Raw genomic sequence first — 12,416 nt, forward strand, 5'->3', positions numbered from 1 at the left:
GTTTTGGATTTTAGATTTTGGATTTTAGATTTTGGATTTTAGATTTTCCCTTTGTCTCCTTGTCTCCCCATCTCCCCATCCCCTTGTCCCCTTGTCCCCTTGTCCAATTTTTATTGATTATTGACTACTGATTTTATGGAATTGGTATCAAGATCAAATTTGTTTGTAATGGCGTTAATTATATTTCGTTCGACTGGGGAAGTTTCGTTATTTAATTTGGCAATTCGATAACACTGGGCTAATAAAGGTGCTGCAAAATCGCGGTTAAGCAGGTTGAGCAATGTATCCAAGGGTTGGGGAGATTTGATGTTTTGCTCGATTGCTTCTAAGGATTTGGAACTGAGATTTAATGCTTGTAACTGCGGTGATATTTCTGACCAAGTTTGTTCGGGATGACTGGCAAGAATCATGTGTACTAAGATTTGATCCATGACGGCTTCTTGCGCGATCGCTGTTTGCAGATAGTTTTCGCTTTGCTGCTGTAATTTCTCTATTGTCTCTTCGCTAGTTAAAGATTTTGATGCGTCTAATTTGGTTTCGTAAAATCTACAAGCAGCATATCCCAAAGAAAAAATCATTGTCGCGTTAGCACTAGCACCAATTACCGCACCGGCAAAAGGGATATTTTGCAATAATCGTAGTCCTGCTGTTTTCAACAGACGACCACCTCCTAATCCTAAACCGAAAATTGCCAATACTTCACCTTTACGGGCGGGGTCTTGTAAATCTAACCCATAGATAGATGCAATTTGATAAACCATTTCTGATTGTAATTCTGTGGTTGCGGCTAAATCAACTGCTAACAGCGCTACAGCAGCACCTGGGATCAGACTTGTGGTTAAACCAATTCCTCCGGCTTTGACTGCTTGTTCGACCATGATGCGGTGAGCAAGTTGACTGGGTAATTCGTTGGGGTACTTTTGTTTGAGGTGTTTGACTGCTGCTTCTGCTTTGACTAGATCGACGCGATCGCTAGCACCGACAAGCCAGTTTAAGTTTAAGACTCCGGCTAGTTTGCGAATCAGCCAGTTATTGGAAATATGAGTGACTACTTGTCCTGCTGTAACGGTTGCTTGTTCGACGATTCTGTGGGTTTGTTTTGCTGCTGCTTCCCCTACAGATCCAACGGTTGAAACGACAGCCGAACCAGCATCTATTGCGCTACCACCAACAATAAATCCTACTCCTAAAGCTGTATCGGTAATAGTCCCTCCTACTTCACCTACTGTTCTAGCTAGGGACTCTAAAGGGGATGTATGATCTTTTTGTGATGGTGTTTTTAATTTATTTTCTGAAGTTGAGGTTGATTCAACTGGCTTTTGATCGGCTTTATCTGACATTGAAAAATACCTAGTTATAGATATAAAATTATTTTCTATTTAATCTATAACTGAGCGGCGATTCTCTAAACATCCTCCTAAAAGCACAATTCAGCTATAACGTAATGTATAAATATTATTTTCTAATAGTAGGATTAATATCAAGCAGGTTGATAATATATGTATCTACAAATACTTATGTTTGTACAAACTTTAAAAAGACTGGGTTTTATATAAATTTTTCTTAAAAACATCGAAACCTCCTAGTTGAGTATACGGACAAGAAGATATTTCCTATGAATATAAAAACTGTAGATGCACCATGATAGGACTCTGACTTGAAGTCAGGGTCTTTTTTTTGCGACTAATTTGGAATATAAAGTAGTTCGATCAAAGTCAGCAGATTGTATTTCCAGATATTTACCGGCAACCCATCCAGTATTTTGTTGATATTCTACGAGAAACCATTCTACTCCATCTTCAAAATATCTTTCTTTTTTGTCTTGAATTCCAATTGCATCACATGGAATTAATGCAATGATTTGTGCATTTAAATTTGCTTTTACACGCATATTTAAAACATCTTTATCTGGTGGACAATTTAATTTATATTCAGATTGATTGGTTTTCATATAAGGAGTTGGAGGATTTTTCCCAGCATGCATCGGAATCTCAAATAGCGGTGTTTGTGGTGAGACTGTTTGTTGTACAGGTGAATTCCAATTATTTAAAAGTGCAGCACTAGCAAATGCAATGAATATTCCGAAAACAAAGAAGCAAATACCCATAAACAAACTTGCTGTACGGATTGAATTTGGTTGATTATAATTCACAAAACTAGAGTTAGAACTATTTAACCTTTTCCCGAACCATGAGAAAAGTGGAGTAAAAATAGAAATTCCAAACAAAATTAGTAATATGCCAAAAGAAAAAAAGAAAATTCCTATAATATGCATAAAAGTTTGTTCCCCTAGGTTTATGTATGTCCAATGCAAATAAGGAACTTGTGTGTATCAACACCAGAACCCGTAGAGGAAAGTTTAACTATTGAGTATAGGAACAAACTAGTAGACTTAGTTACAATTATTTTTTTTGTGATTAATAGTTAATTAAGTTTGGTTAAAAATGTCAAAAGTAAGGAGTAGGGAGTAGGAATCGAAAAAACTATCTTAGGCTTCAAGCTCTATGTTTAATTTCGCTACTGCATTCCAAAAATTTATTCTCACGCATAATTTCGTAAAGATTAATGTCTTTTTCTAATAAACAGGCGTGTCCGCTTTCCGGAAGTATGATAATTTTAGAACTAGGAAAAACATTGGCTAACCTTAAAGCTTCTGTTTGAGAAGGTAAAAGTCGATCATTAGCACCAGCAATTAATAAAATCGGTTGAGTTAACTGACTTAGTTTATACTCATCAATATAAAATTCTCTAAGTAGTGATATGCGCCAACGAATGGTTTCGGGTGGAACTGACCGCATTGCTTTCAAAAGTTCTTGGCGATCGCTGCTACTCATTCTTGGTAATGAAGCCAAAAAAGGTAATAATCCTAAAGCGCCTACATCGTAAAAAAAGTTAGGCACCAAGTCGGTAAATTGCGAACCCCAGTAAAAAAAAGGACGAATCCGAAAGCTAGAAGCTGGATTTAACAAAATTATCCGTTTGAAGAGATGAGGTGCTGCGATCGCAACTTTTTGCGCTAAACAACCCCCGAATGATTCTCCACAAAGATACACCGACCTTTGAGTGGTCTTGAGTTCGGCATAAATTAACTTCAACACGCTATTGGTTAGCTCATCCCAGCTTGTCAGGTCGTCTCGCGGTATTGCCAAACAGCGCACGTCAAAAGTAGCCTCTAAACCATCAGTTTGGGTTCGCAATAGTTGACCACTACCATCCATCCCTGGCAAATATATGAATAGCGGATATTCTGAGCGTATTGTTTTGGGAACGAGGAAACATGGCTGTAGTCTGACTTTTGGTCTATTCATCACTTAGTAGTTAATTGTCAATAGGGTTCTTAGTGGTTAGTTTTGAAAAAAGCACTTTCGTGAAAATACTTTGATATCAATCTAATTGAAACCCACATAAATAAGTCAATAGTTTCTCTTACTATAGTTCTTGGCTGTTTTTCCTGGTATGCACATAAATGCAAGTGAGTCGGTCATTTCACTGAGTGCTATACAAGTGTTCTCTTCTCCTATCAGAGACGCTACCCGAACACAAGTATGTATTTGATCGGGATAAATTCTTATAGTAGCTAAATATTGTTGTGAATAGCGAGCTTAATCGCGTTCGAGTCAGCAGTAAATTATCCAGAGTTATAATTCAATATAAATTTTACAATAATATTTCAATTTAACTTGATGGAATTTTTACAATTTGAATGTCTGAAGATAGAAAACTTTATCTCTTATATAAATTAAAAAAATATAATTAGTGCAAATAATTTGTATTAAGACTAACAATCATTTACAAAAGATTAATTAATAATTTGGCAATAAATCTATTTTTTAGATAATAATTAACTTAACTTATACTTATGTTCAAATAAACCATAAGTAAATTAATTTGTTAACATAAAATTGCGGGTTGAAAAAGCATAAGCAATATTGTATAATAACTTGGTTTTACCTGAAAATGTCAGATAGAAAACGGTTTTTTTTAGAAGTAATTTTATTTTTGCATGAGTCTAGTGGATAATACAAAAAATACATTTGCACTGACGACACCGCTATATTATGTAAACGATTTGCCTCATATCGGCAGTGCGTACACCACAATAGCAGCAGATGTAGTGGCGCGATTTCAGAGGCTTTTAGGTCTTGAAGTACTCTTTGTAACGGGAACTGACGAACACGGACAAAAAATTCAGCGAGCAGCAGAAAGTAAAGGCTTGCAACCCCAAGAATTTACTAACCAAATTTCTACGGAATTTGTATCTTTATGGAAATTGCTCAATATTCAATACGATCGCTTTATCCGCACAACTAATCCAAAGCATGAAGCAATAGTAAAAGAGTTCTTTGGAAGACTCTGGGAAAGCGGGGATATTTATCTTGGTCAGCAAAAAGGTTGGTATTGCGTTTCCTGCGAAGAATTTAAAGAAGAACGCGAACTGCTAGAAGGAAATTTATGTCCTATCCATACCAACAAAGAAGTAGAGTGGCGAGATGAAGAAAATTATTTCTTCAAGTTGTCAAAATATCAAATGGCATTAGAAGAATTGTATAGCTCGCAACCAAATTTTCTTCAACCAGAAAGTCGGCGGAACGAAATTCTTAACTTTATTAAAGGAGGGTTACAAGATTTTTCGATTTCGCGGGTGAACTTAGAGTGGGGTTTTCCAGTACCCAATGACCCAAAGCATACTTTATATGTTTGGTTTGACGCTTTGCTGGGATATTTAACAGCGTTACTCGAACCGGAAGATGAACCAACATTAGAAAATGCTTTAGCTAAATGGTATCCGATAAATTTGCATTTAATAGGTAAAGATATTTTACGCTTTCATGCGATTTCCTGGCCCGCACTGTTGATCAGTGCCAATTTACCATTACCAGAAAGAGTATTTGGACACGGTTTTTTGACCAAAGATGGTCAGAAGATGGGTAAAAGTCTGGGAAATACCATTGACCCCGTAGCCTTGGTAGAAAAGTATAGCGCAGATGCAGTTCGTTATTACTTTATTAAGGAAATCGGTTTTGGTAAAGATGGCGATTTTAATGAAGTTAGATTCATTGAGGTTCTAAATGCAGATTTGGCAAAGAATTTAGGTAATTTGTTGAATCGCACTTTAAACATGGTCAAAAAATATTGTGCGGGAATACCGTCAATTACAAACGAAAACGTTCCCGAAGATAATCCCTTGAAAGCGATCGGCTTGCAGTTAGGGGAACAAGTTAAAGCTAGTTATGAAGTTTTAGCTTTCGACCGAGCCGTTGTTGCTGTTCTCCGATTCTCGCAAGCTGGTAATAAGTATATTGACGAACAAGCACCTTGGTCATTATACAAACAAGGGCAACAGCAAGAATTAGATCAAGTTTTGTACGTTGTTTTAGAATCAGTAAGGTTGGCAGCTTATCTACTTTCCCCCGTAATTCCAAATATTAGTAGTGATATATACCAGCAACTAGGTTTTGGAATTGATTTCAATAATCAAATAGAGGCTGCAAAGGCCGCACCCTTTGCTAATCATGGAAACTGGGGATTGTTAAGTAGCGAACAACAGTTAGGTGAAGCCAAGCCAATCTTTCAAAGTATTGAATTGGATCGATAAAAATCAACTTCGATTTGAGATTTTAGATTGTATCTCTAGCAACAACCATCAAATTCATTATGTAGAGAAAATCGTAAATTTAAAATCCAAAATCGATTTACAGAAATTTAATTGATCGAGGCGATCAATATTATAAACATTTAGCCTTGAACGATCGCCATAAATTGCCGAAACTTACGTATATATGTAAGTAATAGGTTTCAATGATTACAAAAATAACAAACGAATTGTAAAAATAAAAAATGAGGTATCAGAAGAATGTTGAATAATTTACAAGAAGAGTCCATATTTACACCAGAACAAGTTTTAGAAAATCGGGGTCGTGTAGCGATATTTATTGATGGCTCAAACTTGTTTTACGCAGCGCTACAGTTAGGAATTGAAATTGATTACACAAAGCTGCTTTCTAGATTGACAGGTGGTTCTAAATTGTTGCGCTCATTTTTCTATACGGGAGTAGACCGGACAAATGAGAAGCAGCAGGGATTTTTGTTGTGGATGCGACGCAACGGTTATAGAGTCATAGCCAAGGATTTGGTACAGCTACCAGATGGATCGAAAAAAGCCAATTTAGATGTAGAAATAGCAGTAGATATGATGGCTTTGGTAGATTCCTACGACACTGCGGTTTTAGTTAGCGGTGATGGAGATTTAGCATATGCAGTCAATTCGGTTAGCTATCGCGGTGTGAGAGTAGAGGTAGTTAGTTTGCGATCAATGACTAGCGACAGCTTAATTAACGTTTCCGACCGCTACATTGATTTAGAAGCGATCAAAGATGATATTCAAAAGACACCTCGTCAAGGATATCCCTATCGACCATTACCTGAAATGAGTTTTTTAGAACAATCTACTGAGATGGCAAATCCTCGATTAGAAGTTCAGGATTAAAGCTGAATTAAGTAAGGATAGGTGAATTGGCAAGAAGAGGAAACAAATCATAATCAATGAACAAAGAAACATAAATCATCTAAAATTCATCTTTTATTAGATGCGTCAGTGAGCTTTACTACTGACGCATCTTAATTGTAAGGAATGGATAATATTAAATTTTTCTTGGTCTGTGAATGAAGTATGACTCAAACAAATTTCTTATAGAAACAGGATGAAAAGTTTAAATTATCGGGTTTTTAGCTTATCAGTTATATTAAGTGCCTTTTATACGTTGACATTAGTTAGCTGCGGAGCTAAGAAGCCTAGTATTGAAGAAGAACCTTCGGAAACCGAATCAGTCCAAGATGACGAAAGTAAATTTACTTTTCAAGGAGTAGCTTTAGAACAGTTTGACGAAAAAGGTCAACCAATTTGGAAAGTAAACGCTAAACAGGCTAAATATACCAAAGAAAAACAAATTGGTGAAGCTGTAAATCCAGATGGTGAACTGTATCAAGACGGTAAAATAGTTTATAAAATAACGGCGCAAAAAGCTGACATTAGGCAAGATGGCAAGCAGTTATTTCTTAAAGGTCAAATTGTTGCTACAGACCCTGCAAACGGTGTTGTGCTGCGGGGTAACGAATTAGAATGGCGACCTAAAGAAGACTTATTAATTGTTCGCAATCAACTTACCGGCACTCACAAACAATTGCAAGCAGTCGCTCAAGAAGCCAAAGTTAAAACTCGCGAACAACAGATTGATTTTTATGGGGGAGTTGTAGCCAAATCGGTAGAACCCAATTTGCAAATGCGAACCGAGCATTTAATCTGGATGGTTAAACAGGAAAAATTAATTGGCGATCGCTCCATGCAAATTGACCGCTTCCAGGATAATAAAATTACCGATCGCGGTAGGGGAGATGCGGCTGAGATCTTCTTAAAAACTGAAATTGTTAATATTACAAAAAATGCTTTTATCGAATTACTAAACCCCTTGGTGCAAATAGCTAGTAACTCCATGACTTGGAATATAAAAGCCGAAACAGTTAAAACAAATGCGCCTTTGAAAGTAGTACATCAAGCTGAAAACGTAACTGTAAGTGGGAATCGGGGTGAATTAAAAATTGAACAAAAAACAGTGTATGTCCAAGGTAATGTTAAAGGTGTTGGACAAAAAGGTCAGTCAATCGAGTCGGATAATTTAATTTGGTATTTAGACAAACAGTTAGTAGAAGCTTCTGGAAATGTAACATACGGACAAACAAGCCCGAAATTTACTTTTAAAGGCGATACGGCTACTGGTAATTTGCAAACAGAAAACGTGGTAGTTAAGGGGGGGAATGGCGATCGCGCATTTACAGAAATTATTCCACAATTGAACAATAAACAATAAATAACTATCAATAATCAATTATAAAACTGGTTCCCAGACTCTGGCTGGGAACATATTATTAAAGGCTCTGCCTTTAAAGATACGAGAGTCAGAGCCTCTCAAACTGTATTCCCAGGTGGAACCTGGGAACAAGAATAAATTCAGATGGGGGACTTACGTCGTAACTGTTAAATATTTTTAACTGAACCTATTGACTGATAATTGTTAATTGATTTAATACAATACTTCATTATGATTTGCTTTACCTAACTCAGGTATTGTTTTCTTCCCAGAAGTCGGACTTACATCAGTAGAAGCGGTTGTTGGTTCCAATTGTTTAAGCATTGCTTGCAATAATTTGTCCTGTTGGGAACGAAAACCCGGTACAAATGTACCTTTATTAATAATCGTAAACCAAACTAAACCACGATTTTTTGTCGGCATTACTCCAGACAAAGCGCTGACATCGCTTAAAGTACCAGTTTTGAAAGCAGTATATTTAGGGATGTGTCTAGCAGAAGTTGTGCCGCGATAATCTAAGCCAGAAGTCGGGAAAAAGTCGGCTACGGTTAGGTTGTGGGAGGCTGCTAAACGCTGAATTGCCATCAACATTGCAGTAACAGCCCTTGCTGAAATCCGATTTTCTTGTCCGAGTCCGGAACCATTAATTAATTGAATTTCCGATTGGGGTACTCTTGCAAGTTGTGCCGCAGTTGACTGAACTACGCTTGCTCCTCCTACCGATTCTGCAAACATTTCAGCCATTTCGTTGTTGCTGAAAACGTTCATTTCATTAATTAATTCTTTGGTCGGTAATGAGTAATGACGTATTAAGGGAGTTACAGAGGATTCGACTTCTTCTTGAGCTTCAACTTTTCCAGTAATGACAACTTGGGGTTTCGGGGTACCTTTTGGCATCCGCGAGTATTGCAGAGCTATATTCCTAGACCAGGTGGCTGAATTGAGTGCGGTTTGGAATGCTTGTCCAGCTAATTGGGGATTGCGTTGGAAATTCATCGCGAATTTACCAACAATAATTAAATTGCCATTAACGCGCTTGATGCCCATTTTATTGAGCGCATTACCAATAGTTATTGCTTCTTCCCAGACAAACAGAGGGTCTCCGCTAGCATTAACTACAAGATCTCCTTCTAAAACACCATTTTTAATCGGTCCGGTAGCACCGAGCAAAGTTTCAAATTTATGGTCGGGGCCCCAATGTTTGAGTACGGTAAGTGAAGTAGCAATTTTGGTTAAAGAGGCAGCAGGTAGAGGTTTAGTCGCTTCATGGCTAGCCATCAGCATCGGACCTGACTGTATCCAAATACCTTGAATAGAGGCTTGTTCGGGTTTGATTAATTTTAATGTTTCTAGTTCTTTAAGATATTCTCGGATTGTATTATTTCTGGCTGGATTTGGATCGGGTGCAAGAGCCAAGCCAGGACCAGCTTGCCAAGCCAAGGTATCAATTGCCTGCATTGGCTGAACTTGGACTCCTGCCATATCTAACCACAAAGAAATTAAACCCGAACCGAATAATTCCAGCATCCTTGACTCCTATACAAGTTATCGCTACCATTGCTGCTGTGATACTACGCACGCATTGCAAACCCATTCGTATGCTCGTAATCATAGCTGCCGATCGTTGCTTCTGGAAGAGGGTCATATAACAAATTTGTACAATTTACCTCAACCTTTGTGCATACCTTATGCCTAAATTTTTCGCACAACGGGTTTTATTATCACACTTCTCGTTGCGATCGGTGAAAAATACCAGTTTAAGTTAGGTGTTTTCAACTGAATTCAAGAATATATTTATCTCTTTAACTGTTTTGCTAATTAATTCTGATTGTTTCCGTAGAGTATCGAATCGTTTAGTGTTCACTTTTTTTTAGCTTAATATATCTATAAATAAATTTATTCGCTCAACGGTATAGATTGCTGACAAATAAATAATGGGAACGCCTATTTTAAATGATTGCGCTGTAGTAGCTGTGAATATCTTCTGGATATCCAGCAGTAAATCAGGCAAATTTGATTAATTTTTGGATTTTAGCTGGGAAAGAATCCTTTAGTATTTTATTTGACGATGCAATATATCAACCTTTGTGAAGAAAAATACAACTGCCGCAATGCAATTGTTAACGACATAATTTTTTTATTGCAATTTAGAACAAAAGTGCTTAAGACAATTTTTGCATCAGGAATCATCTTTTTTTTCTTAGCCATCCGATTGTATTGCCCCAAACATCCACCACTAAGGACTGGAGAGTAGAGTGATAGAGGCAAATTCATGTTATGTTGAGCAAAAGTAAAAGTTGATGCCTTACTTGATAAAAGTAGGATTTGGTAGCTAAAAATAAAGCTGCGACTAGCAGAGGCATCTGGTAAAATTTGTAAGGTTTCTGGAAGCTCTGAGCAATGGGATCGACTGGCGTAAGAATCGCTATTGATGCAATGGGAGGAGATAATGCACCCGGAGAAATCGTGGCTGGCGCACTGCGAGCTGTCGAAGAACTGGGTGTAAAAGCTTTTTTGGTAGGCTCTCCCCAAGATATTGAACCTATATTGCCATCATCAATAAAATCGGAACAAGTAGAAATTGTCCCCGCAGAAGGCGCGATCGCAATGGATGAGGAACCTTTAAGCGGCATTAGACGCAAACCAAAGGCTTCTATCAACGTAGCGATGAATTTGGTCAAGCAGGGACAAGCAGATGCTGTCATTAGTGCCGGTCATTCTGGTGCGGCGATGGCAGCAGCTTTGCTTCGTTTGGGACGACTTCCGGGTATTGACCGTCCGGCAATTGGTGCAGTATTCCCGACGATGGTTGCTAGCAAACAAGTCCTCATACTTGATGTTGGCGCTAACGTAGACTGTCGTCCTCAATTTTTGGAACAGTTTGCCGTCTTAGGGTCGGCTTATTCTCAGTATGTTCTGGGTGTTACACAACCCAAGGTAGGTTTATTGAATATCGGTGAGGAAGAGTGCAAAGGCAATGATGTTGCCATCCGCGCTTACCAAATGATAAGTGAAAATCCGGACATTACATTTGTTGGCAACGCCGAAGGACGCGATGTGCTTTCAGGCGATTTTGATGTGATTGTGTGTGATGGTTTTGTAGGCAATGTTTTATTAAAATTTGCCGAAGCAGTTGGGGATATTTTGCTGCAAATTATTCGCGAAGAATTACCCCAAGGATTGCGCGGTCAACTTGGCTGTTCTATCTTAAAACCAAACCTGAAACGACTTAAGCAGCGGATCGACCATGCAGAACATGGTGGTGGTTTACTTTTAGGTGTAAACGGCATATGTGTAATTGGTCATGGTAGCTCCCAAGCTCCTTCAATTTTCAATGCTATTCGTTTAGCAAAAGAAGCTGTAGATAATCAGGTATTACAACGCATTCACTCTCAAAATCTGAGCGAAAAAGGCGTTTTATGATTTAGCCAAATAGTAATAAATATCAATAGTCTATAGTCAGCAGTTTTAAACTTCACTATAGGCTAACGATTTTTATCGAAACGATTTTCAACAGTCCTTCTAGCGCATAGCTGTGGAGAGAGTGAGTGCAAAATTTAGGTATAGCAATTACAGGAAGTGGTTCGGCAGTGCCAGAAACCTTCTTGGATAACCGGGGGCTAAGCGAGCTGGTTGAAACATCAGACGAATGGATTGCCACAAGAACGGGAATTAGTCAGCGTCGGTTGGCAACAGCCACCGAATCGGTTACTTCAATCGGTACTGCTGCTGGTCTGAAAGCATTAGAAATGGCACAAGTCGAAGCAAAAGATTTGGATCTGATTTTGCTAGCAACTTCTACCCCTGATGACTTGTTTGGTAGTGCTGCTGCGATTCAAGCTCAATTAGGAGCAAGTAGAGCGGTGGCATTTGATTTGACTGCGGCTTGTTCTGGTTTTGTTTTTGGGTTAGTAACTGCCGCTCAATATATCAGAACGGGTGTATTTCAAAATGTACTTTTAATTGGAGCGGATATCCTCTCCCGTTGGGTGGATTGGGAAGATAGACGTACCTGTATATTATTTGGGGATGGTGCTGGGGCTGCTGTAATGCAAGCGAATAAAGAAGACCGTTTGTTAGGGTTTGAAATCAAAAGTGATGGAACTCTTAATAGCTGTTTGAACCTTGCCTATATACCGCGATCGCAAGAACTGGTTGAAGGTGTAAATATCTCTAAAGGGAATTTTGGCAATGTGACGATGAACGGCAAAGAGGTTTATCGTTTTGCGGTAAAGCGAGTACCGGAAATTATTGACAAAGCTTTATTCCGTGCCAATCTAACTGTTGAACAAGTGGATTGGCTGCTATTACATCAAGCCAACCAACGCATTCTTGATGCGGTTGCCGAACGTCTTTCTATTCCACCTGAAAAAGTAATCAGCAATGTTGCTAGTTATGGCAATACTTCTGCTGCTTCAATACCTCTTGCATTGGATGAAGCTGTGCGATCGGGCAAAATTAAATCCGGAGATACTATTGCTGCATCGGGTTTTGGGGCTGGATTAACCTGGGGTGCAGCGATTTTTAAATGGGGAAGGTAAGGAGGAGTTA

Annotated in this window: 9 protein-coding genes; 5 read left to right on the forward strand and 4 right to left on the reverse strand. The window is 38.3% G+C overall.

Annotated elements, in window-relative coordinates; genetic code table 11:
- Positions 1-110: 110 nt before the first annotated feature.
- The 3 genes from VB797_RS15765 to VB797_RS15775 form a co-directional block, all read right to left on the reverse strand.
- Complete coding sequence (locus VB797_RS15765; protein WP_323238652.1) at positions 111-1,340, reverse strand: hypothetical protein; 1,230 nt, start codon at positions 1,338-1,340, stop codon at positions 111-113.
- 323 nt (positions 1,341-1,663) lie between these two features.
- The gene (locus tag VB797_RS15770; protein WP_323238653.1) at positions 1,664-2,275 is read right to left on the reverse strand and encodes an SH3 domain-containing protein; all 612 of its coding nucleotides are present in this window, start codon (positions 2,273-2,275) and stop codon (positions 1,664-1,666) included.
- Positions 2,276-2,495: 220 nt separating this feature from the next.
- The gene (locus VB797_RS15775) at positions 2,496-3,308 is read right to left on the reverse strand and encodes an alpha/beta hydrolase (protein ID WP_323238654.1); all 813 of its coding nucleotides are present in this window, start codon (positions 3,306-3,308) and stop codon (positions 2,496-2,498) included.
- A gap of 695 nt (positions 3,309-4,003) precedes the next feature.
- Between VB797_RS15775 and metG the strand changes: the two genes are divergently transcribed.
- The 3 genes from metG (at position 4,004) to lptC (ending at position 7,865) form a co-directional block, all read left to right on the forward strand.
- Positions 4,004-5,596: a methionine--tRNA ligase gene (gene metG / locus VB797_RS15780; protein WP_323238655.1), complete on the forward strand. Its 1,593-nt coding sequence runs from the start codon at positions 4,004-4,006 to the stop codon at positions 5,594-5,596.
- A gap of 258 nt (positions 5,597-5,854) precedes the next feature.
- Complete coding sequence (locus tag VB797_RS15785) at positions 5,855-6,487, forward strand: NYN domain-containing protein (protein WP_323238656.1); 633 nt, start codon at positions 5,855-5,857, stop codon at positions 6,485-6,487.
- Between the two features lie 214 nt (positions 6,488-6,701).
- Positions 6,702-7,865 (forward strand): LPS export ABC transporter periplasmic protein LptC, encoded by a 1,164-nt coding sequence (gene lptC / locus VB797_RS15790; RefSeq protein WP_323238657.1) that lies wholly within the window; start codon positions 6,702-6,704, stop codon positions 7,863-7,865.
- Between the two features lie 213 nt (positions 7,866-8,078).
- On the opposite strand, the gene VB797_RS15795 is transcribed toward lptC, so the two are convergent.
- The gene (locus VB797_RS15795) at positions 8,079-9,392 is read right to left on the reverse strand and encodes a D-alanyl-D-alanine carboxypeptidase (RefSeq protein ID WP_323238658.1); all 1,314 of its coding nucleotides are present in this window, start codon (positions 9,390-9,392) and stop codon (positions 8,079-8,081) included.
- Positions 9,393-10,265: 873 nt separating this feature from the next.
- On the opposite strand from VB797_RS15795, the gene plsX reads away from it, so the two are divergent.
- On the forward strand, positions 10,266-11,288 hold the full coding sequence (gene plsX / locus VB797_RS15800; RefSeq protein WP_323238659.1) for a phosphate acyltransferase PlsX: 1,023 nt from the start codon (positions 10,266-10,268) through the stop codon (positions 11,286-11,288).
- Positions 11,289-11,413: 125 nt separating this feature from the next.
- The gene (locus tag VB797_RS15805; RefSeq protein WP_323238660.1) at positions 11,414-12,406 is read left to right on the forward strand and encodes a beta-ketoacyl-ACP synthase 3; all 993 of its coding nucleotides are present in this window, start codon (positions 11,414-11,416) and stop codon (positions 12,404-12,406) included.
- The last annotated feature ends 10 nt before the right edge of the window (positions 12,407-12,416 follow it).

The organism is Rivularia sp. UHCC 0363 (genome assembly GCF_034931125.1).
GTDB lineage: Bacteria > Cyanobacteriota > Cyanobacteriia > Cyanobacteriales > Nostocaceae > Rivularia.